The organism is Gemmatimonadota bacterium, from assembly GCA_026387915.1.
Taxonomy (GTDB): Bacteria; Gemmatimonadota; Gemmatimonadetes; order Gemmatimonadales; family Gemmatimonadaceae; genus Fen-1231.
The window spans coordinates 117,760-141,595 of the sequence record JAPLKS010000017.1 but is presented as its reverse complement, the minus strand read 5'-3'; the positions used below and the strand labels follow the sequence as shown (position 1 = coordinate 141,595).

21 protein-coding genes are annotated in these 23,836 nt (G+C 64.9%); 15 read left to right on the top strand and 6 right to left on the bottom strand.

The genetic code is table 11. The features are described from left to right. Window positions 1-2: 2 nt before the first annotated feature. Window positions 3-1,100: a CoA transferase gene (locus NTZ43_10415; protein ID MCX5767621.1), complete on the bottom strand. Its 1,098-nt coding sequence runs from the start codon at window positions 1,098-1,100 to the stop codon at window positions 3-5. Window positions 1,101-1,368: 268 nt separating this feature from the next. Here NTZ43_10415 and NTZ43_10410 point away from each other — a divergent pair, with 268 nt between their 5' ends. The 10 genes from NTZ43_10410 (at window position 1,369) to thyX (ending at window position 10,183) form a co-directional block, all read left to right on the top strand. After that, window positions 1,369-1,932 carry a hypothetical protein gene (locus tag NTZ43_10410; protein MCX5767620.1) on the top strand — a complete coding sequence of 188 codons (564 nt, stop codon included), beginning with the start codon at window positions 1,369-1,371 and terminating at the stop codon, window positions 1,930-1,932. A gap of 58 nt (window positions 1,933-1,990) precedes the next feature. Continuing rightward, window positions 1,991-3,160, top strand: a complete 1,170-nt coding sequence (locus NTZ43_10405; protein MCX5767619.1) for an ArgE/DapE family deacylase — start codon at window positions 1,991-1,993, stop codon at window positions 3,158-3,160. Next, window positions 3,157-3,375 (top strand): hypothetical protein, encoded by a 219-nt coding sequence (locus NTZ43_10400; GenBank protein MCX5767618.1) that lies wholly within the window; start codon window positions 3,157-3,159, stop codon window positions 3,373-3,375. The genes NTZ43_10405 and NTZ43_10400 overlap by 4 nt, the downstream gene beginning before the upstream one ends. Then, window positions 3,372-3,992: a ribonuclease HI gene (locus tag NTZ43_10395; protein ID MCX5767617.1), complete on the top strand. Its 621-nt coding sequence runs from the start codon at window positions 3,372-3,374 to the stop codon at window positions 3,990-3,992. The genes NTZ43_10400 and NTZ43_10395 overlap by 4 nt, the downstream gene beginning before the upstream one ends. Window positions 3,993-4,034: 42 nt before the next feature. Then, the gene (locus tag NTZ43_10390; GenBank protein MCX5767616.1) at window positions 4,035-4,862 is read left to right on the top strand and encodes a zinc ribbon domain-containing protein; all 828 of its coding nucleotides are present in this window, start codon (window positions 4,035-4,037) and stop codon (window positions 4,860-4,862) included. 40 nt (window positions 4,863-4,902) lie between these two features. Further along, complete coding sequence (locus NTZ43_10385) at window positions 4,903-5,721, top strand: hypothetical protein (GenBank protein MCX5767615.1); 819 nt, start codon at window positions 4,903-4,905, stop codon at window positions 5,719-5,721. 50 nt (window positions 5,722-5,771) lie between these two features. Beyond that, a complete protein-coding gene (locus tag NTZ43_10380; GenBank protein MCX5767614.1) occupies window positions 5,772-6,848 on the top strand; it encodes a squalene/phytoene synthase family protein in 1,077 nt (358 codons plus the stop codon). Window positions 6,849-7,038: 190 nt separating this feature from the next. Beyond that, the gene (locus tag NTZ43_10375) at window positions 7,039-7,527 is read left to right on the top strand and encodes an Hsp20/alpha crystallin family protein (GenBank protein ID MCX5767613.1); all 489 of its coding nucleotides are present in this window, start codon (window positions 7,039-7,041) and stop codon (window positions 7,525-7,527) included. Window positions 7,528-7,650: 123 nt separating this feature from the next. Beyond that, window positions 7,651-9,273 (top strand): FAD-binding protein, encoded by a 1,623-nt coding sequence (locus tag NTZ43_10370; protein ID MCX5767612.1) that lies wholly within the window; start codon window positions 7,651-7,653, stop codon window positions 9,271-9,273. A 154-nt stretch (window positions 9,274-9,427) separates the two neighbouring features. After that, window positions 9,428-10,183: an FAD-dependent thymidylate synthase gene (thyX, locus tag NTZ43_10365; protein ID MCX5767611.1), complete on the top strand. Its 756-nt coding sequence runs from the start codon at window positions 9,428-9,430 to the stop codon at window positions 10,181-10,183. A gap of 139 nt (window positions 10,184-10,322) precedes the next feature. On the opposite strand, the gene NTZ43_10360 is transcribed toward thyX, so the two are convergent. Both NTZ43_10360 and NTZ43_10355 read right to left on the bottom strand, forming a co-directional pair. Further along, on the bottom strand, window positions 10,323-12,434 hold the full coding sequence (locus NTZ43_10360) for an elongation factor G (protein MCX5767610.1): 2,112 nt from the start codon (window positions 12,432-12,434) through the stop codon (window positions 10,323-10,325). Window positions 12,435-12,609: 175 nt separating this feature from the next. Then, a complete protein-coding gene (locus tag NTZ43_10355) occupies window positions 12,610-13,149 on the bottom strand; it encodes a hypothetical protein (protein ID MCX5767609.1) in 540 nt (179 codons plus the stop codon). Window positions 13,150-13,400: 251 nt separating this feature from the next. On the opposite strand from NTZ43_10355, the gene NTZ43_10350 reads away from it, so the two are divergent. From NTZ43_10350 to NTZ43_10340, 3 genes are all read left to right on the top strand, one after another. Then, a complete protein-coding gene (locus NTZ43_10350; protein MCX5767608.1) occupies window positions 13,401-15,266 on the top strand; it encodes a DUF1800 domain-containing protein in 1,866 nt (621 codons plus the stop codon). Window positions 15,267-15,276: 10 nt separating this feature from the next. Beyond that, window positions 15,277-16,530 (top strand): DUF1501 domain-containing protein, encoded by a 1,254-nt coding sequence (locus NTZ43_10345; protein MCX5767607.1) that lies wholly within the window; start codon window positions 15,277-15,279, stop codon window positions 16,528-16,530. An 87-nt stretch (window positions 16,531-16,617) separates the two neighbouring features. Continuing rightward, entirely contained in the window at window positions 16,618-17,538 is a 921-nt protein-coding gene (locus tag NTZ43_10340) for a polysaccharide deacetylase family protein (protein ID MCX5767606.1), read from the top strand. An 83-nt stretch (window positions 17,539-17,621) separates the two neighbouring features. Here the strand turns inward: NTZ43_10340 and NTZ43_10335 are convergent, their stop codons facing one another. After that, on the bottom strand, window positions 17,622-18,233 hold the full coding sequence (locus tag NTZ43_10335) for a hypothetical protein (protein ID MCX5767605.1): 612 nt from the start codon (window positions 18,231-18,233) through the stop codon (window positions 17,622-17,624). A gap of 40 nt (window positions 18,234-18,273) precedes the next feature. Between NTZ43_10335 and NTZ43_10330 the strand changes: the two genes are divergently transcribed. Continuing rightward, window positions 18,274-18,870, top strand: coding sequence for a hypothetical protein (locus NTZ43_10330; protein ID MCX5767604.1), 597 nt, complete (start codon window positions 18,274-18,276; stop codon window positions 18,868-18,870). Window positions 18,871-19,160: 290 nt separating this feature from the next. Then, the gene (rho, locus tag NTZ43_10325) at window positions 19,161-20,762 is read left to right on the top strand and encodes a transcription termination factor Rho (GenBank protein ID MCX5767603.1); all 1,602 of its coding nucleotides are present in this window, start codon (window positions 19,161-19,163) and stop codon (window positions 20,760-20,762) included. 106 nt (window positions 20,763-20,868) lie between these two features. Here the strand turns inward: rho and NTZ43_10320 are convergent, their stop codons facing one another. Both NTZ43_10320 and NTZ43_10315 read right to left on the bottom strand, forming a co-directional pair. After that, window positions 20,869-22,254: a dipeptidase gene (locus tag NTZ43_10320; protein MCX5767602.1), complete on the bottom strand. Its 1,386-nt coding sequence runs from the start codon at window positions 22,252-22,254 to the stop codon at window positions 20,869-20,871. A 5-nt stretch (window positions 22,255-22,259) separates the two neighbouring features. Then, window positions 22,260-23,822, bottom strand: coding sequence for a glycosyltransferase family 39 protein (locus tag NTZ43_10315; GenBank protein ID MCX5767601.1), 1,563 nt, complete (start codon window positions 23,820-23,822; stop codon window positions 22,260-22,262). Window positions 23,823-23,836 lie beyond the last annotated feature (14 nt).

Below are 23,836 nucleotides of genomic sequence, written 5' to 3'. Positions count from 1 at the left end.
ACTCATGCTTGTGCGACGCCCGCCCAGCCCTGACTGCGCAAGAGCGCGCCGTGCTGATTGAGCGTCGGTGGCACGCGGCGCACCGTCCCCGGCGCCAACGGCGCGACGCCCGTGAGCTCAGAGCCCGCCACATCTTGCAGCGCCTCGAGCACGGAGCGCACGACACCACACGGCACCCCCGCATCGCGCAGACGCCCCATCCATTCTTCGGAGCCAGCGGTGATGATGCGCAGGCGAATGGCGCCCGTGACTGCCTCGCGGTGCGCAAGGCGCCCCGCATTGGTGGCAAAGCGCGATTCGGTGAGCGCGGGAATGTCGAGCGCCTCGACCAGCGCGGCAAACTGCGCGTCGGTGCCCACGGCAATCACGATCGGTTTATCGCCCGTGTCAAAGAGTTCGTAGGGCACGAGGTTCGGGTGCGCATTTCCCCACCGCGGCGCCTCGGCAGTGGTGACGAGCGCATTTTGTGCCACATTCGCGAGCGCGGCGATGGCGCTGTGCTGCAACGAGACGTGCATATGTCGCGCCGACGGACCGCCGCTCCGCCCGCCAACGAGCGTGGCAAGAATGGCGATCGCGGTGTCGCGTCCGGCGATCACGTCGGCGAGGGCGACGCCGGTTTTCATTGGCTCCCCCAGCGGTTCACCGGTAATCGCCATCCACCCCGACTCCGCCTGCACCACAAAATCGTAGCCCGGCCGATCGCTTAACGGCCCGAACCCGGAGATGGTGCACCACACCAGTCGTGGATGCGCCTCGAGCAGCGCGAGCGGATCGAGCCCAAAGGCGGTAAGCGTGGCGGGACGGAAGTTGTCGATGACTACATCGGCGCCGGCAATGAGCGTGCGCAGAAAATCCTGATCGGCGCCGATCGTGAGATCCACGGCGACGGACAGTTTGTTCCGATTGCAGCAGAGGAAGTACGCGCTCTGTCCGCGGTCGTCAAACGGTGGCCCCCAGCCACGGGTGTCGTCGCCATTACCGGTCCGTTCGACTTTGATGACGTCCGCCCCCATATCTCCGAGGATCATGGCGGCAAGAGGGCCCGCAAGAACGCGGGATAAGTCGAGAACTCGAAGTCCTTTTAGGGGCGAACTCATGATAGTGGCCTATTTGTGTATTGTTACTGGCCTACAAATGGCGCGTAAATTATGCATTTTGGTTCAAAAAAACGTCGATTTTGCCCGAATTTGGGCCATTTTACCAATGTCACGCCATCACTTGCAACGCGCGTCTTAAAGGGTATACTTGCCCCCGATCACTCCGCGCGGAAAATAGCTAGCAAGTTCCCGGCCGTCGCCGGCCGACCGCGTGGTCCTTGATGCCGAGTCCTTGCCGGCATCCCGCTTGTGCACGGAGTTGGTGCAAATGCCCGACAAGATTCCCCAGCCACCTGAAATTATCGAACCGGTGACTGGTGCTGCTGCCCCCATTCGCCGGCACCCCGGTCACCGTGGTGCTGACGTTCGCGACACCGTCGCGGAAATGGCAGCGAAGGCTCAGGAAATTTCCATGGAGGCTGGTAGCAAGATGGCCTCCGCCATGAAAGATGTCATCAGCGCCGCCGCGGGGCTCACTGCCTTCGCCATCGAGAGCGCTCGCGATCTCGTGCAGTACATGGTGCGCCGTGGCCAGATGACGCAGGACGAAGCAGACAAACTCATCCGCGAAGCGGAAGAGTCATGGGCCAAGAAGAACAAGGGGAAGTTGCCCCCGCCGCCGAGCGTCATCAAGGCGGCCAAAGTTGCCGCTGCCGCGGCAGCCGCGAAGGCGCTTCTGCCGGTCAAGCCGAGCGCTGCGGCGTCGGCCGCGGCAAAGGCACCAGCTGCGAAGCCGGCGGCCGCAAAGCCTGCCGCGAAGCCGGCAACGAAGCCAGCCGCTAAGCCAGCTGCTAAGCCGGCCGCCAAGGCCAAGCCCGCGCCCAAGAAGTAACAGTCTCGGAGTGTGAGGGGCGTCGCGATCGCGCGCCCCTCTCGCCCCGCTACCGCACATGACTAGCCGCTCCATTCCCCTCGGCGACGCCGTCGCCCTCACGCGCGCCCTCGTCGCGGTGGATTCGCGCAACCCGTTGTTAGTGGCGAATGGCCCTGGCGAACAAGCGTGTGCCGAGTTGCTCGCGCACGTGCTCACCGACTGGGGCCTGCGCGTGGAGTTGCAGGAATCCGCTCCCGGTCGCCCCAACGTGATTGCCCGCGGCGGCGCGCGCGACGGAGGCCGGTCACTGCTTCTCAATGGCCACCTCGACACCGTGGGCATTGAAGGGATGACCCACGCACCCTGGGAGCCCACCATTCGCGATGGTCGCCTCTACGGGCGCGGCAGCACCGACATGAAGAGCGGTGTCGCGGCGATGTGCGCCGCGGCGGCGCTCGCCACGGCGCAGGGCTTTGCGGGCGAGGTCATCGTCACCGCCGTGACCGACGAAGAGTTCACGAGCCTCGGCACCAAGCGCGTGATTGACGCAGGCATTCGTGCCGACGCCGCGATTGTCACCGAACCGACGCGCCTCGCCATCTGCCCCGCGCATCGCGGCTTTGCGTGGGGCGAGCTCGTCGTGCACGGTGTGGCCGCGCACGGCAGTCGCTATGACATTGGCGTGGATGCCATCACGTTGGCGTCGTTGGTGGTGGCGGAGCTCGACGCGTATCAGCGCGAGACGCTCACGACGCGCACGCATCCGCTCCTCGGGCGGCCGTCGTTCCACGCGTCGATCATCACGGGCGGCATTGGCTCCTCGACCTACCCCGACCGGTGCAACGTGCAGTTTGAACGCCGCACAATTCCCGGCGAGGGGCCGGAGGATTTTGCGCGGGAACTGCGCGAGGCCGTGGCGCGCGTGCAGCAGCGCCGGCCGGAACTCCGCGCGGACGCGCATGTGGATTTTTCGCAGGGGCCAAACGACATTCCGGCCTCGCACCCGATTGTGCTCGCGATTGCCGACGGACTTGCCGCGCACCGACTCGCCGCGCCGATCGAAGGATTGTCCTGCTGGACCGACGCCGCGTTGCTCTCCGGCGCCGGCATTCCCGCGGTCTGTTTTGGCCCCGGCGACATTGGTTTGGCGCACGCCGCCGAGGAGTACGTGATGGTGCACGAGATTGAGCAGGCCGCCGCGGTGCTGGAGCACACGGTGCGGCATTGGTGCGGCGTGGGCGCGTGACGCAACTCTCCGTGGCGGAGTACGACGCCCTCGAGCTGGCGATTCGGCGCGGCACGCGCATTATCGTGCGGCGACGCGGTACCGATTTCATTGTGATCGCCGAACGACTCGTGCTGCGCGATCGCCGCGAAGCCATTGAAGCGCGCCACCCCACCACGGGCCAGCCACTCACGTTGTGGGTGGACGAAGCCGATTCCATTGAGGTCGTCCGGTGAGCGAGGGCGCGTTGGTGTCGATCTTTGCCGACGAGAGTTGCCTCGGCAATGGCAAGGAAGGCGATAATCCCGGCGGCGCCGGCGCGCTCATCGAGTACGAAGTGCCGGCGACCGGCGCGCTGGTTCGTCGCGACCTCTGGTTGTCGGAGCCCTCGACGACCAACAACCGCATGGCATTGCGGTCGGTGACGGAGACGTTGCGCGCCATTGGTGCCAAGGGTGCCCAGTGCCGCGTGGTCTTCACCACCGACTCGCGGTACATCGTGGACGGCATGACGCAGTGGGTGTTTGGATGGGCGCGCAATGGCTGGAAGCGAAAGACCGGCCCCATCGAGAACCTCGCGATGTGGCACGACGCCATTCGCGCCGCCGACGGACACGCGGTGGCCTGGAAGTGGGTGCGCGGCCACGACGGGCACGCCCAGAACGAGTATGCCAATCATCTCGCCACGCGCGCGGCCGCTGATCAGTCGGCGAGTGGCGGTCTGGTGGAGTCTGAGTTTGAGTCGTGGCTGAGTGCCACACGCTCGCGCGGCGCGCGGCACGCCGATCCGAGCCCCTTTCCCGCGCGCGAGAGTTTTCGCGCGGGCGCCACGCTCCCTGCTGTTCCGCGTTAATCGTTAGCTTTCCGTTCGTCCCCCGCGCTGGTGAAGCCTCCGATGACCGACACCGTTCGCGACGAGCTGGACCGCCTGTTTCTACGCCTCGTGCGTGCTGCGCGCGAAGCGCGCCCCGAGTACCTCGGCCGCGCCTTCGAAGTGGCCGAACTCGTGGCGCTCGTGCCGTATCGCAAGGTGCGCGCCGACCTGCACGTGGACACCAACGACGACTACGCACACGCGATCACGCGTTTGTTGAGCGGCGAGCGTGGCTACGTATTTGCCGACGACTTGATGCAGGATGATCTCGCGTCGGAGCTGGCGTCGCCGAACCCGGATTTGGCGGCGTACCGCGCGTATCTGAACGCCAAGGTGACGCTGGCGCAGGAGCATGTGCGCGTCGCGGTGACGCGCATTGAGGGAGAGCTCGCGGGGACGCCGGCGTCGGTGGCATTGGTCGCGGCGGTGTCGGAGCCGTTGCCGGCGGCGCCGCTGCCGACAGTGCCGATACCGACGGAGCCGATACCGGTGGCGCCTGAGCCGATACCGGCGAAGCCCATTGAGGTGGCGACTGCTGCAGCGCATGAGGCACCGGCCGATGCGCCAAGTAAGCCGCGCGCAAAAGCCACATCGGCGACGCCGCGTGTCGTGGTGCCCACCAAGCCGGATCCGGCGCCGCGACCGCTGCATCCCGATGCGGAGATGCGGCAGCACGAAGCGCGGCCGGGATGCCGTTACTGCGGCAAGGGACTCCCCGAGGGGCGCGAGATTGTTTTTTGCCCATCGTGCGGGCAAAATCTGCGCGTACGGCAGTGCGCCGCGTGCAGCGCCGAACTCGAACCTGAGTGGAAGTTCTGCGTGACCTGCGGACGCGCTGCAACGACGTAATGCTGGCACCAACTGCGTTCCGCGCTCGTAGGGATTCCTGATGGCAGACGACCTCACGCCTCCAGGCTCCGCTCCGGTAGTGCTCGACCGTGCCGCGCTCGAGCGGGTGCTGGCGCGCGCTTCTGAGTTGCAGGCAGCCATCGGCGACGCCCCAGAAGCGTTGAGCGAATCGCAACTGCTCGAACTTGGCACCGACGTGGGCATTGAGTCGGAGCACCTGCGGCAGGCACTCGCTGAGGAACGCGGGCGCGGGCTCGTGCCACCGGAAGGCGGCCTCGGCGTGTGGTTCGCAGGGCCGACCGTCGTTGCGGCGGCACGCGTGGTTCCTGGGACTCCGCAGAGCGTGCTCGCGGCGCTCGACGCCACGATGCAACGGGACGAAGTGCTGGTGCTCAAGCGCCGATTTCCTGAGCGGCTCTCGTGGGAAGCGCAGCGCGGGTTTATTGGCGGGCTACGACGCGGGCTCGCGCTTGGCGGACGCGGCCTCCACCTCTCCAGCGCAACGGACGTGTCAGCCACGGTCGCCGCGGTGGATAGCACGCGCGTGCATGTGCGGCTGGTGGCGAGCTTTCGCGATGCGCGCTCGCGCCGCCTCGCCACGGCGGCCACGGCTTGCACGGCGTTTCTGCTCGCCGGCGCGCCGGTGCTTGCTATCAACGTGCCGGCGTGGCTCGCCGCGATGCCGTTGCTCGTGCTAGGCGGCGCCACGCTGATCGCCACGCGCCGCGGGTATCGCCGCCTGTTGGCGAACGCCACCGTGGCGCTGGAGCAAGTGCTGGATCGCCTCGAATACGGACCGGCCAAGTCGAGCGGAGCGGCGGCCCTGCTCGAGGTCATCGCGGGCGCACCGCGCCGCTAACGGTTGGTCGGTGCTGGTGTGGGTCTGCCGAGCCGAATACCCTTCACGTTATGACTGCGCCGATCACCCCATCTGTTGCTGATTCGCCGCAGCGCGTGCACGACGCACTGCGCTACGGGCGACAGGCGTTGCCGGCGGTCTCGCGCACCTTCGCCATATCGGTGCGCTTTCTGCCTGGCATGCTCGGGCGCGCGGTGCTCACCGCGTATTTGCTTTGCCGAATTGCCGACACCATCGAGGACGACGGCACTGCAGCACCCGAGCGCAAACAACAGTTGCTCGACATGCTCTCGCGTTGCCTAGACGACCGCGCAGCAGCCGACGCCTTTCCGGCCCACGTGACCGACATTCATGGCGACGACGCCCACGTGGCGTTGTTGCGACACACCGATGTGGTGTGCGTATTGCTACGTTCGTTGCCCGCCGCTTCGCGCGATCGCGTGGTGCACTGGGTGCGCGAGATGATCACCGGGATGAAGAAGTTTGTGGGACTCTACCCTGCCGGCATTCGTATTCAGACGGTGGACGAGTACAAGGAGTACTGCTACTACGTCGCGGGCACCGTCGGCTGCATGCTCACCGAGCTCTGGCAACTGCACGCGCCGAGCGTGGGGCGCGAGGAGTTCGCGGAGTTGTGGACGAAATGCCGGCAGTTCGGCGAGGCCTTGCAGACGGTCAACATTCTCAAGGACATCGCGTACGACGCAACGCACGAGAATGCGATCTACATTCCCGAAGCCACGCTGGCTGCGCACGGCAGTTCGCAGGCCACGTTGCTCGTGGAATCGTTTCGTGAGCGCAATCACGAGGCGGTGAGTGCGTTTGTGCAACTCGCGTGGGCTGACCTCGACGACGCGCTCACGTATCTCCTGTACGTGCCGCGTCGCGCCGTGGCGATTCGCGCGTTCTGTGTGTTGCCACTGCTCTTTGCTTATGCCACGCTGCGCGAACTCACGCGCTCCACGGACATGCTGCGCGTGGGCGGAAAGGTAAAAATTTCGCGACGCGAGGTGCGCGCACTCATGGTCGCGGGCGTCGTCGCGCTCGTGAGCAATCGCGCGTTGCGCGCGTTGGTGGCGCGGGTCAAGGACCGGCCGTTCACGCCGCTGTCGCCAGCCACGGCGTAACTCCTCAAACGGCGAGTCAGGGTTCCGCGCACGCTGTGTGAGTGAAACGCTCTCGCACGGAGTGGCGTGAACGAGCATCCTTCTTGCGTTGACCGGCCGCCTCCGCATACAGGCGCTGGGCGGTCGACGGGAGGACGACCGGCCACTCGCTCCGCGCCGATTCCGCGGATCTCTATCGTGAGGAGGCTGTATGTACACCCCAACCCTCAACAACGTCCTCGACCGTATGCTCACGCTCAGCCGCGTGATGGATGATGCGGTGGTGGATCGCATCTACCCGGCCATCACCGACGCGCCAGCGCGTGCGCAACTCTGGTTGCCGCTCGTGGACACCTACCAGACCGACAAAGCCTTCATCGTTGAGGCAGATCTTCCGGGGGTGCATCCGGAGAATGTCGACGTGAGCTTTGCCAATGGGACGCTGACCATCGCGGGCACCCGTGGCGCGACGTTGCCGACACAGGACAAGGAAAAATCGCAGTTGCAGGTATTCACATCCGAGCGGGTGGCCGGTGCGTTCTCGCGCTCGCTGCGGCTGCCAGAGCAGGTGGACGTCGAGAAGATCGACGCCACCTTCAACCATGGCGTGCTGACGATTGTGGTGCCCAAGCTGGCCAGCGCACAACCGCGCAAGATTGTGGTGAACGTGAAGGACAAGTCCGCGCAGGTGAAGGAATAGGCGCACATTCCTCACGACGCGTCGCCGCGGAATGGTGATGCGCGTCGTGATGACAGCGTCGGCGGCGCCCCGCGGTGGGCGCCGCCGCTTGTTTGTGGGGTGTCGCCTGCGCATTCTGTGAGGGTGCGCCCCGATCACTTCCGCGGCACCTTCCGCGACGACCTCCCCGCGCGAGCGGTGTACAGCGAAAGCGCCGGCATTGCGCGCATCGTGCCGGCTGCCGTGGCGGTGCCCGCCGACGGCGACGATTTGGTGGCACTCGTGCGATGGGCCGCGCGCTCCAACACTCCGCTGATCCCGCGCGGCAGCGGCACCTCGATGGCCAATGGCGCCGTGGGTGAGGGAGTGCTGCTGGACTGCTCTCGCTTTAACTCCATTGGCGCCGCCGACCGTGCGACCGGCACCATTGCCTGCGGACCGGGCGCATTGCGCGATGCGTTGAACACAGCAGCCGCGCATGCCGGGCTCTGGTTTCCGGTGGATCCGTCGAGCGGCGCGTATTGCACCATCGGTGGCATGTGTGCGACGAACGCAGCCGGCGCCCATTCCCTGCGATACGGTCCGACACGCGCTTGGGTGCATGGACTCGACTGCGTCTTCGCAGACGGGAGCCGTGCGTGGATCCGACGCGGCCAACCGGCGCCGCGCCACATCCCCGCGGTCGCCGAGTTTCTTGACCGCGTGGCCCCGCGACTCGCCGACGCCCGATTCGCCCTCACGCATTCTGGCGTCCGCAAGGAATCCAGCGGGTACGCGCTCGACGATTTTGCCGCGAGCGGCGAACTGGTCGACTTGCTTGTGGGCAGCGAAGGCACACTCGCGGTGTTTGTGGGCGTCGAGCTGGCGCTCTTGCCCGCCGATCAAGCCACCGCGAGCCTGCTCGCGTCGTTCGACGCGCTCGAAGACGCGGTCTCCGCCGCCACGCGGTGCACCGAGCTGGGCGCGCGCGCCGTGGAGTTGCTCGACCGCACCTTTCTCGATGTGGTACGGCAAGGCTCGGCGCTGGACGTGCCCGAGTCGTCCGAAGCGGTGCTGCTCATTGAGGCGGAAGGTGCACGCGGCGAACTCGCCGAGGATCGCATGCGGGCACTCGCCGCCTGCTGCCGCGGTAGCGGGGCGACCTTCGTGGTGGAAGCGCCGCACACCGAGGCCGCCACGGCGTTGTGGGCCATACGCCACGCCGCCAGCCCGATTCTCGCGCGGCTCGATCCGAATCTTGCGTCGCTACAGCTGGTGGAGGATGGCGCGGTACCACCCGATCACTTTCCGCAGTACATCCGTGGCGTACGCGCCATCTTTGCGCGCCATGGCTTTCGCTGCGTGATCTTCGGCCATGCCGGCGATGCACACGCCCATGTGAACGCCCTCGTGGACGTGCGTGAACCCGCGTGGCGTCCGCGGCTCGGCGCCGTCCTCACCGAGGTGACTGCGCTGGTGGCGCAGTTGGGCGGCACGATTGCTGCCGAACATGGCGATGGGCGGCTCCGTGCACCCTTGCTCCCCAGACTGTGGAGCCCGCTGGCGATGGAGCTGTTTCGCGCCACCAAACGCGCCTTTGATCCGGCTGGCATCCTGAACCCCGGGGTGATTATCGCTGCGGAGGGCGCACGGCCGTTTGACCAGATCAAGTACGACCCGACGCTGGCCCCTCTTCCTGAGGAGGCGGCGGCGGCCCTCGCGACGGTGGTGCGCGAGCGGCGTTGGTCCGCCTTTCGGCTTGGCCTCGTCGCACAGGCAACTACCTGAGGCCTGCCTGACGGCTGCCTGACGGCTGCCTGACGCCCGCCGGCGCGCATTCCGAGTGGCGCGCCAACCCCTCCGAGCTCCCGCCAACAGCGCCGACGACTGCTCCCACGGCGCGCCGCGCTTTAGATTGTTGGCGTCTCCGACTCCCACGCCCATGCCTGAGTTCTTTGACGCTCCTCGTATTTCCGTGCTCGCGCGCCCGACCTTTGCCGAGCCCGCGCATCTCCCTGTGAATTGGATGGGAGAGAGCACCGATGGTGAACGCCTCGCAGAGTTTGCCGGCCGTCTTTGCTACATGAGCCAGAAGAATCCGGCCAAGCGCGACACCCGCGAGTATCTCGAGAACATCAAGAAGCAGGGGCACGGCAGCGTGTTGGAACACGCGTCGTACTCGTTGCTCCTCGAGGGGATTTCGCGCTCTCTCACGCACGAACTGGTGCGGCACCGTGCGGGCTTTGCGTACTCACAGCTCTCGCAGCGGTATGTAGACGAGAGCGACGCGGCCTTTGTGATTCCGCCCGCCATCATCGGTGACGCAACGCTGCTGGCCGCCTGGAAGGCGCAGGTCGAAAGCGCGCAGACCACGTACGTGGCGCTCGTCGATCAACTGATGACCAAGTACAGCTGGGTGGAAGACAAGGTGCACCGCCGCAAAATGTCGCGCGAAGCGGCGCGCGGCGTGCTGCCCAATTCCACCGAAACGAAGATCGTCGTGACGGGCAACGCCCGCGCCTGGCGCACCATGCTCGAACTGCGGTCGAGCGAAGCCGCCGAGTTCGAGATTCGCCGGATGGCCGTGGCCGTGCTCCGCGTGCTGCAGCACGAAGCGCCGGGGTTCTTTGCGGACTTTGAGATTTATACGGCGGGAGACCGCGCGGAAGCGGCGCGGATTTCGTACCACAAGGTGTGAGGGTTGGTTAAAAACGGATAACGGTAAACGTTTTACCGTACACGACGAAACACCGCGCGCCCGGTCCAGCATTGGATCGGGCGCGCGGTGTTTCGTCGTGAATGGTTTTCGATATTTCGTTATTCGTTTACCCCAATGGTCAGTCTTCGTGCTCCTCTTTCTTGTTCTTCGCCGCTGCCTCGATCACCTTGTTCGCGTGTTCCGCCGGCATGTTCTCGTAGCCGTGGAACCGGTGCACAAAGTAGCCGCGCCCGTGCGTCAGGCTCGAGAGCTTGGTGCCGTACAAATGCAGATCCGCCTGCGGGACGATCGCTTTGACGCGCGTGACACCGGGCATATCGGGTTCGGCTTCGGTGCCGAGGATGTGGCCGCGCCGTGAGCTCATGTCGCCCATCACGTCGCCCAGATAGTGATCCGGGGTGAAGACCTCGACCATGTCGAGTGGCTCAAGCAGCGTCGGCTTGCACTTGGGCGCGATGGTCTTGAAGGCCAGAATGCCGGCCATCTTGAACGAGGATTCGTTGGAGTCCACCGAGTGGTAGGAGCCGTCAAAGCACTCGACCACAAAATCCACGACGGGATAGCCGGCCAGGACGCCACGCGCCGCCGCTTCCTGAATACCGCGGTCTACGGCCGGGATGTACTGCCGCGGAATGGCGCCGCCGACGATTTCGTCGTTGAAGCGGTAGCCCGCGCCGCGTTGCCCGGGCATGATGCGCACCCAGCAGTCGCCGAACTGTCCCTTTCCGCCCGTCTGCTTCTTGTGACGCCCCTGCCCCTCGGCTTTCCCGAGGAGTGTTTCGCGGTACGGAATGCGCGGCGTTGAGAGTTCTGGCTTCACACCGAACTGCCGCGTGATGCGTGCGAGGGCGACTTCGATGTGCCGCTCGCCAAGCCCGCCAACGATCGTCTCGTGGGTTTCTGCGTTGAAGTGCGTCTGGAACGTGGGGTCTTCGTCGTGCACGCGATGCAACCCCATCTGCAGTTTTTCTTCGTCGTTGTGCGAGACCGCTCGCACGGCAAAGTTGACCAGCGGATCGGGGAAAGCCACCTGCGGCAAACGCACCGGATGTTCTTTGGTGGACAGCGTGTCGTTCGTGTGCGTGTTGCGGAGCTTGGCCACGCAGCCAATGTCACCTGGGAATAAGCGCGTCACTTCCACGCGTTCCCGTCCCTGCGGCACCGCGAGGTGGGTCAGTTTTTCCGCCGTATCGCGCGTGGCGTTGTAGACATCCTGCCCGCTGTTCACCGTGCCAGCGAACGTCCGGAAATACGACACGTCGCCCACGTGCGGCTCGGCGGTGGTCTTGAACACGAGCGCGCAGAAAGGATCGCTGTCCTTCGGGTGGATTTCCACGGTGCGGGTGCCTTCGGCACCCTTGAACGCGTGGGCCTCCTCCATCTCGTACGCGTTCGGCATGAGCGAGACGAGGAAGTCGAGCACGGTGCGCGCGCCCCACGTCAGTTGGCTTGAGCAGCACAGGAGCGGGAAGAGCTCTTGGCGCTTCATCGCCTCCTTCATGGCAGCCATTTCTTCGTCGCCGGGAATCTCTTCGCCACCAAAGAACTTCTCGAGCAGCGCATCGTCCGTGGAGGCAATTGCCTCGACCATTTCGGCGTGATATTTCTCGAATCGCGCCTTTTCGGAGGCCGGAATGTCCACTTCTTCGTACTCACCGGCTTTGGTGCCGGGCTTGAAGACGTGCGCTTTCTTGGTGAAAAGATTGATGATCCCCTGGAACCCGGCGCCTGCACCAATGGGGATCTCGACCGGCACGACTTTGGTCGTGAGCCGTTCCTTGATGGACAGATAGGCCGCGTCAAAATCCGCATGCTCTTTGTCCATCATTGGCACCACGAACAGCACCGGATCTTCGCGCGCGACGGCTTCGCGGAACATCCGCTCGGTGCCGGCCTCAACGCCCGTGCCGGATCCGATCGTGATCAGCGCGCCGTCAGCGGCAGCCACGGCCGCGATCGCGTCGCCCTGAAAGTCCAGGAAGCCGGGGGTGTCGAGCAGGTTGATCTTGGTGTCTTTCCACTCCGCGAAGGCGCAGCCAAGAGCGATGCTGTAGCCGCGTTCTATCTCTTCGGGGGAGGTATCGGTGAGGGTCGTACCATCCTTAATACTCCCATGCCGCTTGCTGGCGCCGGACACGAAGGCAAGAGCGTCGACCAAAGTCGTTTTGCCGCTCGCCCCGTGTCCCACTACCGCGACATTTCGGATGGCCTCACTGCGATACTCCTTCATACTGCCTCCTAGAATGGGAAATCTCTGTGTACCTCTTGAGCCTTGCGCCTGGGAAAGGGGGCGTCAAGGGATGAAACCCCGACACCGGTTCGGTGAAATGCGAAGGGGCACACCCATAGAGTGTGCCCCCCGATGGCCCTCTTCGGGCCCCTGCAGCTGACAGAGTAGCGTTCTGCTAGTTGTCCTCGCCTTCGAATGTGAACCCGTCCGCTTCGCGGAGCGAGGCGAACATGGCCTCAGTCGGCACCAACGTGGAGGCGCCGCCGCCTGCGAACGAAAAGGAAATGGCCCGAGACGTGCCTTCCGGCCAATCAGGCATCAGAAGTCCGGCAATCAGGCGACTAATGGCTTGGCCGCAGTCCTTCAGAATGGCTCCGGAGGTCTCCACCAAGAGCGCCAGCGGGATCTGCAGGTTGTGTGTCACCAACTGCCCCGTGGACTGATCCCGCCACTCCGCGTCGCCCACTGCATCGCGATCCGCGAACACCCCAAGCACACGCGCTGACTCCGTCTGACTGCCGCCCGGTACGGCGGCGCGTCGAGACTCGAGTGCGGCCGCCAGTGCCAGCGCCAGCGACTCGGAGCTGGGCACGCCGTACAGCGTGACCACATCGCGTGACGGGCGCTCACTGAAGCGCGACCCGCGCACGGAACTCACCTTCGCCCACACCGGAGAAGGCTCAGAACCTTCGTCCAGTCGTACCAGAACATCCATCGCGCTCCTCCTCTTGGTTGCCGTCCGCCAAAACGCGGGCGCATCGTTCCACGGACGGATGTTGACTGAGCACTCCAGCAGATCGCGATCCGCTCGCCTGTTCTTCTACTAGACGCTCAACTGTACTACCTCGCAATACGCCGATTCATCACGCCACACAGGGCTTCGTGACACGACCGTTGCATGGCGCGGCGCTTAACAGATTTTCGGCTCGCGCGTCTGTCTACTGTACCCCTGATCGGGAGTTGGCCGTGTCTCAGGTTCGAGTGCTCGTCATACTGCTCGCATGCGCGGTTGCCGCCAGTTCGTGCGGCCAATCGGCCAAGTCTTCTGCCGGCGGCAACCCAAGCCCGTCATTCTCGGCGGCGGGCGCGCGCGAGCAGACCGCCGACCAGCAGGTAAGCCACGTCCTGAGCCGCCTGACTTTCGGAGCCCGACCCGGTGACGCTGACCGCGTGCGCACCCTAGGCGTGGACCGGTGGATAGAGGAACAGCTTCACCCGGACCGGATTCCCGATGCCGCCGCCGACGCGTTTTTCGGGAGTTACGAGACGTATCACAGCTCGCCGGACGAACTGGAGCAGAAATATCCGCGCCCCCAGACAGTGCTCAATCAGTTGGGCAAATCGCCGAGCGCCGAGCAGGCGAAGGCCGACAGTGCGCGACTCCGCGAGTTACAGCTGGCCCAGCGCCGTCTGCTGACCGAGCTGCAAAGCGGCCGCGTGGCCCGCGCCCTCCTCACCGAACGGCAGCTCAACGAAGTGATGACCGACTTCTGGCTCAATCACTTCAGTGTGTATGTGCAGAAAGCGCCGGTCGAGCACTACCTACTGGCGCAATACGAGAACGAAGTCATCCGCCCGAACGCGCTCGGGAAATTCCGCACACTGCTGGGCGCCGTCGCGAAGAGTCCGGCGATGCTCTTCTACCTCGACAACTGGGAAAGTCAGGTCGATAGCAATCGGCTACGGCTCAACGCGCAGGGGCGGCCGATCCCCAGTGTGACACCGCTGCAGGCGCAGCGTGCACTGGAGCAGCGGCAGCGCGCGGGACGTCCCATGCCGGCGGGAGTGAACCCCCAGAACGTACAACAGGCGGTGGCAGCGCAGCGCCGGCGTGGACTCAACGAGAACTACGGTCGCGAATTGCTCGAACTGCACACACTGGGCGTGGACGGTGGCTACACGCAGACCGATGTGATCAACGCCGCGCGTGCGCTCACCGGCTGGACGTTGCTCAGACCGCCCGTGAGCGCCTTCGCCTTCAAACCGCAGATGCACGACGCTGGCGACAAAGTGCTGCTCGGGCACCATCTGACGGCCGGCCGTGGGATGGAAGACGGCGAGGAGGTGCTCGACATCGTCGCGCGCCATCCGTCTACTGCGCACTACATCGCCTTCAAACTCGCTCGGCGCTTTGTGGCGGATACGCCGTCCGCCGCGCTGGTGGACCGAGCGGCCAAGACCTTTACCGCGACCGACGGTGATATTCGCGAAGTCGTGCGCACGATCATCACGAGTCAGGAATTTTTTGCCCGCGCTGCGTATCGCGGCAAAGTAAAAACGCCTTTTGAAGTCGTGGCGAGCACGTTGCGCGCGCTGAATGCGCAGCCTGACTCCACCCCGCGCACCGCCGCGCTCGTCGCGTTCCTCGGCCAGCCCATCTACGGGCACCAGACGCCCAACGGCTGGCCCGAGACGGCGGATCAGTGGATGAACACCGGCAGCATTTTGAATCGCATCAACTTTGGGATCTCGGTAGCGGCGAATCGCGTGCCCGGCGCATCGGCGCTCGGGTGGAACGGCGCCGAAGCGCTGAAGAATGCGCCCCTCGATCAGCAGGTAGACGGCGTCGTGCGAGCCCTGCTCGGCGGTGATGTGTCAGTGGACACGCGCGCCATTTTGACGAGCGGTGCCAACCCGCTTGCCAAGAACGCGGCGCCTGACGCGAGCACGACAGACATGATGCAGCCGCCGCGCGGCGGTCGGCCGGCACCCGTGGCGCAACGCGATCCCGCAGCGGCCGCACAGCGCTTGCTCGCCAATCTTCCGCCGCTCAAAGGATTGCCACAGATCGTCGGGTTGGCCATTGGGTCCCCCGAATTTCAGAGGAGATAGGCCCATGACGATGCCACGCCGGTACTTTCTGAAATCGGGGGCGCTCGCGCTCGCGACCATGGGGCTCAGTCCGTCATTCCTGCGGCGCACGGTTTTCGGGATGGAACTCCCCGCCGCGGCCAAGGGGAAAGTGTTGATCTGCCTTTTTCAGCGCGGCGCCGCCGACGCGCTCAACGTGGTCGTTCCGTTTGGCGACAAGTCGTACTACCAACTCCGCCCCAACATCGCCATCCCGGAGCCGTTGCGCGGACAAGGCGCTGCGGCGGCGCTCGACCTCGACGGGTTTTTTGGACTGCATCCGTCGCTGGCGCCGCTGAAGCCGCTGTGGGATCGCGGCTTGCTCGCACCGATCCACGCCGTAGGAAGTCCGAGCAGCACGCGCTCGCACTTCGACGCGCAGGATTACATGGAGAGCGGCACCCCCGATCTCAAAGCCACGAACGACGGCTGGCTCAATCGGTATCTCGCTACGAGCGGCACCTGCGAGGCGTCCTGCGAGCCGTCGCCGTTCCGCGCAGTGGCCATGACACAGCAGACGCCGCGAATCCTAGCCGGCATAGCGCCGACCGTCGCGATGAACACGCTCGAAGAGTTCACCGTGCGCGGCGGCGGCGATCAAACCGCGCGGCTCGAAGCACTCTACCGCACCGGGTCGGCCGACGTCATTCACGGCGCCGGCAAAGACATGTTCGAAGCCGTGAAGATGCTCAAGTCCGCCAATCCGCTGCAGTACCAACCACAGAACAGCGCCGAATATCCCAAGTCGCCCTTTGGCAACCATCTCAAGCAGATCGCGCAGTTGATCAAGAGCAACGTCGGACTCGAAGTGGCGTTTGCGGATATCGGCGGCTGGGATACGCATGTGAATCAGGGCGCGGTGACGGGTGCGCTCGCGCAGCGGCTTGACGATTTTGCCAAGTCGATTGCCGCGCTCACCGCCGACCTCGGCGACCGTATGGACGACGTGGTGATTCTGACGATGAGCGAGTTTGGGCGGATGGCGCGCCAAAATGGGAATGGCGGCACCGACCATGGCCACGCCGGCGCGATGTTCGTGATCGGCGGCCATGTGCGGGGGAAGCAGGTGTACTGCAAATGGCCCGGCTTGGCGCCGGAGCAACTGTACGAGGGGCGCGACCTCGCGCTGACGACCGATTTTCGCACGGTCTTTGCGGAAATAGCAGGGCGCCATCTTGGGGCGTCCAAGATGGACGCGCTCTTTCCTGGGTTCTCACCGCGTGCGGGGCTGGGGTTGCTCGGATAGCGCTGAGTGGCGCGGCGACGCAACAGATTGCCGACCTCCAACACGCGGGTGATGCCTTCTCGCGTGACGAGTCGTTATTTTTCGCGCGTGAACTCACTCCGCCTTGCCACCATCGTCTCGCTCGCGCTCACTGCCGCGAGCGCCCCCGCGCAATCCGGCACCCGCGCCCCGAACCCCAACGGCCGCGTGCCGATTCTCGAGTATCACCTCGTCAGCGACAAGGACAGTCGCTGGGGGCGTTCCGTCGAGCATTTCCGACGCGATCTCGAGTTGCTCTATCAGCGCGGCTATCGCCCAGTGACCGTCGCGCAGTTTATTGACGGCAAGTACGACATCCCGGCGGGTACGACGCCCGTGGTGTTCACGTTCGACGATTCGTCGCCAGGGCAGTTCCGCTACATCGAAAAAAACGGCACGCTCGAAGTGGACCCCGCGAGCGCCGTTGGCATTTGGCTCGACTTCAATCGTGCGCACCCGGACTGGGGGAAGCGCGCCACGTTTTGCATGCTGCCGGGTGCTTCCGCTGGCCATGCATTCTTTGGCGACAAAGGCATCGACGGACAGAAAACCGCGTGGCGCCTGCAAAAAGTGAAGTTCCTCGCCGAGCAGGGCTTTGAGCTGTGCAATCACACGCTCTGGCACGCCAATCTTGCGAAGTACAGCGACGCCGTGGTGCAGGAACAGATTGCACGTGGCGTGCTGGCGATTGATTCCGCGGTTGCCGGCTACAAGGTGCGCACCTTTGCGTTGCCGTTGGGCATCTGGCCCAGGAACCGTGCGCTGGCCAAGTCCGGCGTGTGGCGCAATCCCAAGAATGGGCAAGAAGTCCGCTATAACTTCGACGCGATTCTTGAAGTGTCGGGCGCTGCGGCGCCGAACCCTTCATCGGGCAAGTTCAATCCACTCTCGTTGCCGCGCATTCAGATTGTGGGCACGGAGCTTGAGAAGACGTTGGACGATCTCGACAAGCGCAACGACCGACTGGTGACGGCGGGCGCCAAGAAGTAGCGCGAGTCCACCCGACTCGACACCTCCCAATGCAACGCAGCTCCCCCGGACACGGCGTCCGAGGGCGCTGTGCAATTACGGCATCAGGATTTCTTGCCCGACGGACGTAGCGCGTCGATCGCCTGCTGCAAGGCCACGCGTTGCGCCGTGTTCGTGGTGGCCTTGAGTAGCGACTCGTAGGTGGTAATCGCCGTCTTGAGCGCCACGGGATCGTCTTCGGCGCCAGCGAGACCGGCGGCGTTGTCGGCAAGGTTCACTTTGGCGAGCGGATCGTCGGGAAAGCGATCCACCACCTGCTGCCAGCGCTGCACTCTGCCGCGTGGCGTCCCTTCGGTGAGCGCCCACATATGCCAGCCCGCGCGATTCGCCGGGTCGAGGGCAATGATGCGTGAGGCGAGGTCGCCCACCACATCAGGGCCGCGACCCGTGAGCCAGAAGGCGTTGGCGAGTCCAACCAGTGCGCGCACGTGGTCGGGATGGCGTGACACCACGACTTCGAAAATCGGGCCCGCAACCTCGTGCAGGTCCTGATAAAACTCAGCGGCCGCAACGAGTTCGTCGATCGGCGCGAGGCGCGCGAGGCGCGTGACCTCTTCAAGGAGTCGTGGGACATCGCCCCGATGCCGATACTCTTGAACGATTGCGTCGAGCTGGGCGCGCGCGCCGGCGTCACCGGTGGGGATCAGAATGTCCATGACTGGGAATTTACCCGGGCGACACTCGGGAGGGAGCCAGATGGTGATCAGACCGTGGCGCGTGCTGGTTTCGAGCGTCGACGAGCCGTTTGCCGCGACGGTCGGCGCCGTGCTCCAAGTCCAGTTGCCTGGGTCCACCTGCGAACGCGTTCAGGCGGATCAGCTGCGCTCGGCACCGAACGCCGAGGCACTAGTGATCGACGCGCGCGACGAACCCACGGCCACGGTCGACCGGGCACGCCGGATGCGGGCGATGGGATTTGGTGGGGCGCTCGTGCTGGTGGGCTCGGCGGTGGACGATGCGCTCGGTGCGCCACTAGGTATTGGTCACGCCGCCCCGCACCGGCTGCCGGAAGAGCTCATGGCCGCGCTGACCACTGGGATGGAACAGACCGAAACGCCATTCGCTGACGCCGTGCGCCAGTCGCGTCGACTAGTCGCGGCCGGCCAAGTCGCCCTCGGACTGCAGCACGCGGTCAACAATCCGCTCGCGGCGATTCTGGCGGAAACCCAACTGATGCAACTCGAACCCTCGAGCGTGGAGCAGCAGGCGGCGCTGGAGCGGATTGTGGTGATGTGTCGGCGAATGGTGGTCATTCTGCGCTCACTCGACGGGATTGGCGAGCGAAAAATCTAAAATCCACCCCCCCATCTTGGCGAAGGGTTGCGCGATGGAGGGTCTGGAGGCATAATCAGGGGGTACGCCTCGCCCGGCAGGTGTTCGGGCCATGGGGAGCAAGATCGCCGGACTGCGCGTGTTTTTTCCGCTCATGTCCCCGCGAATCGCCCGCACAGTTGCGGGCAGCCGTTGCATCAGACCGCATCCATACCGTTTGTGCCGCGCTTTGTGCGCATCCGTGACGCTGACGAGTGATTCGTCCGTCCATTTCAGGTTCCAACGTACCACCAGCTCCATCACACACCGTAATGACTGAAAGACGTCCCAACCGTCGTGGCCGCGGTACTCGCGGCCGTGCAAGCGCCTCGGCGCCCGCCCCTGATCAGCAGGGTGAAGAAGATCCGTACCGCGATGCGTCAGAAGACGCCCCGCCTCCGGCTGCGGCTCCCGCTGAGCCGCCCAGTGCGGGACCGCCGCCGTCCGAACCGACCACCGAGGCACCGTCGTATTCCGATGCGCCACGGCAAGGCAGCGACGGCGGCAATAGTGGAAATGGCGGCGGAAACGGCGGTGGACATGGTGGCGGTGAGCGCCACCCACGACGTGGGCAGGGCGGGCAGCAGGAACGCCAACAGGGTGGCAACAACGACGGTGGGGATCGTCAGGGCGCGCGTCGCGGACGCCGGAACCGGCGAGGCAGGAACCGCGGTGCAGGTGGTGGCGGTGGCGGCGGTGGGAACGAGCCGAACCAGCAACAGTCACAGCATTCGGGGCCGCCAGCGGTCATTGTGCCCGATGGCGTAACGGAAGGGTGGTATGACCCGTCGCGTGATGCCGGCTTTGTGCGCCGCGCCACCTTCAGCTACCTGACCGATCCGGGCGATGCCTATGTGCCGCCACATGTGGTGCGCGAGTTCGGACTGCGCCGCGGCGACAAGATTGTGGCATCTGTGGGGCGCGATCATCGCGGCCGCTTAACGGTCGCCGAAATTACCTCGATCAACGATGGCGAGCCGGCGGACGCGCTGAAGCGTCCGGACTTTCAAACGCTGACGGCGAGTTATCCTGAGCGCACGTTGGTGCTCGAGACTGGCCGTCCGGCCAAGGGTGGCCCAGAGCTCACCCGTCGCGCCATCGACCTCATCGCTCCCATCGGCTACGGCCAGCGTGCGCTCATCGTGGCCCCGGCACGCGCCGGCAAGACGATGCTCATGCAGGCGATCACCGAAGGCATCGCCATCAACCACCCTGCCGCGACGTTGCTCATTTTGCTGGTGGACGAACGTCCAGAAGAAGTGAGCGAAGCCATCTCGTGGGGCGTTGGTGAAGTCATTGCGAGCAGCTTCGACCAGCCCGCCAAGCGGCACGTGGAAGTGGTGGAAATGGTGATGGAGCGCGCCCGTCGCCTCGTGGAAACGGGGAAGGACGTGGTCATCGTCCTCGACTCCCTCACGCGCATGGCCCGCGCCTTCAACACCGCGGAACGCGGCACCGGACGCACGCTCTCGGGCGGCCTCGACAGCTCGGCGATGGCGCGCCCCAAGGCGTTCTTCGGCTCGGCGCGCAACATTCTGCCCGAACATGGCGGCGGCTCGCTGACGATCATTGCCACCGCGCTCGTCGAAACCGGCTCGCGCATGGACGACGTGATCTTTGAAGAGTTCAAGGGCACGGGCAACTGCGAAATTAAACTCGACCGCTCGCTCTCCGAAAAACGCATTTTCCCGGCGTTTGATATTGGCATGAGCGGCACGCGTCGCGAAGAAAAGCTCTATCGTCCGGGTCAGCTCGACGCCATTTACACCCTGCGTCGCGGCCTGCAGCAGATGCCGCCGCAGAGCGGCATGGAGTGGCTCATCAAGCGCATTGCGGGAACCACGAGCAACGACGCGTTACTCGCGGGGCTCTAGCACAACGAGACAGCCGTCGGGTGACGGACTGGCCTCCACAAGTAAAAGTGCCGCCGGCTCTACAGCCGGCGGCACTTTTTTTGGTGCGAGCGCGTGACCTCAGCCGCTACGCTTTTACGTACTCATCCCAGAGCGCTGCCATAGCGCGCATGCCGCCACGCAGGTTGGCAACGCTAATCCACTCGTCCGGCGCGTGTGCGTTCTCACCGGGGAGCCCAAAGCCCACGAGCAACACCGGCACTTTGAGGATGCGTTCGAAATCGCCGACCACTGGAATACTCCCCCCTTCCCCGACGATCACTGTCTCCTTGCCGAAGGCGGCGCGCAGTGCGCGGCGCGCGGCGTCGAAAATCGGGCCGTCGAGCTCGGCACGCCACGGATGACCGCCATGCAAATGTTGCACGTGCACGGTGACGCCCGGCGGTGCGACTTTCTTGACGTGCGCTTTCATCAGTTTTTCGATCTTCGCTGGCGACTGCCCCGGCACGAGACGGCAACTGACCTTCGCCATCGCCTTTCCGGGGAGCACGGTCTTGGCGCCCTCGCCGGTGTAGCCGCTGAGCAGGCCATTTACTTCGCAGGTGGGACGCGTCCAGAGTTTTTCGAGTGTCGTATACCCTGGCTCACCGCCGAGCGCCTTCACACCGATTTCTTTTTTGAACCGCGCATCGCTGAACGGTAGCTTCTTCATCCCTTTGCGCACCGCGGCGCTGAACGGCTTGATAGCGTCATAGAAGCCTTTGATGGCCACTTTGCCGCGCGCGTCGTGGAAGGTGGCGAGGATGCGCGCGAGCGCCATGCCGGGGTTCACGACGGCGCCGCCGTACATGCCCGAATGGAGGTCGCTGGCCGGGCCGGTGACGTCAATCTGAAAATACGCCAGGCCACGGAGTGAGCTGAGAATGCTCGGGATGCCGGGGGCGAACATCGTCGAATCGGAAATCACCACGGCGTCGCACGCGAGGCGCTGCGCATGCTGCCGAATGAACGGTTCAAGATTCTCGCTCCCAACTTCTTCTTCGCCTTCGGCGAGGACGATGACGTTGCAGGGCAACGTGCCGCGCGTGGCGAGATGCGCTTCGAGCGCCTTCACGTGAATCCAGAGCTGGCCTTTGTCGTCCACCGAGCCGCGCGCAAAGAGTTTGCCGTCGCGGATGGTGGGTTCGAACGCCGGCGAGGTCCAGAGCTCGAGCGGTTCGGGCGGCTGCACGTCATAGTGGCCGTACACGAGCACGGTGGGTGCACCGGCCGGCGCCTTTTTCCATTCCGCGAGCACCACGGGGTGTCCTGCGGTCGGAATAGTTTCGGCGGTGAAACCAATCGCGGTCAGTTTGCCGCGGAGCCAGTCGGCGGCGGCGCGCATATCGCCGTTGTGTTCGCTCCGAGCGCTGACGCTCGGAATGCGCAGAAACTCAAAGAGCTCGTCGTGAATGCGCTGATCGTTGGCCGAGAGCCACTGCTCGAGATCGGCGGGAATGGTGGGCTTGGTCATAGCGGTCAATCAGTCCAGGGAAAAGGTTGTGCGCGTGTAGGCCATTCACCGTTCCACACGCCGAGGAACCAGAGCCGCTTGCGCGAAACCAGCGCACCGTCGCGCACCATCGCGACGCGCTCGCCCTGATCAATGCGCTGAAAGCAGCAGCCTAACTTCTGGATGAGCTTGGGTTCGGCGACTTCGTCGTCGAGGACCAGCAAGATGCTGGCGCCGATTTCGGCCGAACCTTTAAACGTATCCCACAGGTCGTACTGATTGGGGCGCCCCATCAGGTTTAGCGAGAGGACGTGCGGCTGCCCCTTGAGGTGGAACGCGAGTTCGCTGGCATCCTGATATCGTTCCGCCGCAAAATACAACGTCGTGACGCCGAACTTGGCGCGATCCTCGTAAAAAACTCGTCTCCGATCCACGGCCTTTGCGACTTCGTCCCATCCAAACGCCTTCGCCACCTGATCGCGATCGGCGCGGAGCGGGAGAATGGGCGTCACCACGTGCACGTACACGACAAGCGAGAGTGCGGCCGCAAAGATGAGACCGCCATTCATCCATCGGCGTCCCCGATCGGACGTGGGCGGTTCGACCGCCGCCAGCACCATCGCGGGGATCCAAGCGAGCGCGGGCCAGTTGGCTTCCACGGAGCGCCGCGTGGCGCTGTATACAAAGAAAGCGATACAGGTGACCGCAACCGTACCCAATACCACGCGAAGTCCGCTCGGGGTGGGATCAAAGGCGCGCCGAATTCCACGGACTACAAAAAAGAACAGCACCGGCGTGACGAGTCCGATCTGTCCGCCCACGAGTTCGAGTTCACGGTTGAGGGCGCCGAGTGCGCCGCCCTTTGGCGCGCCGAGGCCATGGCCCAGTTGGAAGGCAAAGGACACCCAGTCGTGTTGGCCATTCCAGATGAGCACGGGCGCAAGCACGGCGGAGGCAATGGCAATCGCGAGGTAGGGCCCCGGATGCCCGAAGCGGTTCTGCAAGCGGGCGTGCAGCAGGCAGGCCAGCGCGATACCAGCGGGCACGAGCACGCTGGTGAACTTCGAGGCCATGGCGAGGCCAATGCAGAGGCCCGTGAGAGCCCACCATCGGGTTTCGCGACGGCGGGCGTCCTGCGCGTGGGTGGTGTCTGCGTCGGTGTCGAGCGCGCGGATGGTGCAGTACAGCGTCCAGGCCACAAAGCAGAGCATGGGCGCATCGGGGGTGGCGAGCACCGAACCCGCGGCGGCCAGTGGCAGGCAGGCAAAGATGAGCGACGCGGTGCGCGCGGCCTCGTCCCCTTCGATGCGCCGAGCCGTTTGGGCGATAGCGAGCGCAGTAAAACCACCGGCGAGAATCGGGAACAGACGCACGCCGAACGGAGTTTGGCCAAAGAGTGTGGTGCCGGCCCGCACGAGTAGCGCGATCATCGGGGGATGATCGAAATAGCCGGCCGCGAGCGAGCGCGACCAGTCCCAGTAGTAGGTCTCGTCGGGAAAGAGCGGCACCACCGCGCCAAGAATGAGGCGCAGAACGGTGGTGCCGGCAATGATTGCGAGCGCGTGGCGCCAGGCGCGCGAGTTTGTCACCCCGTAAACTTCTC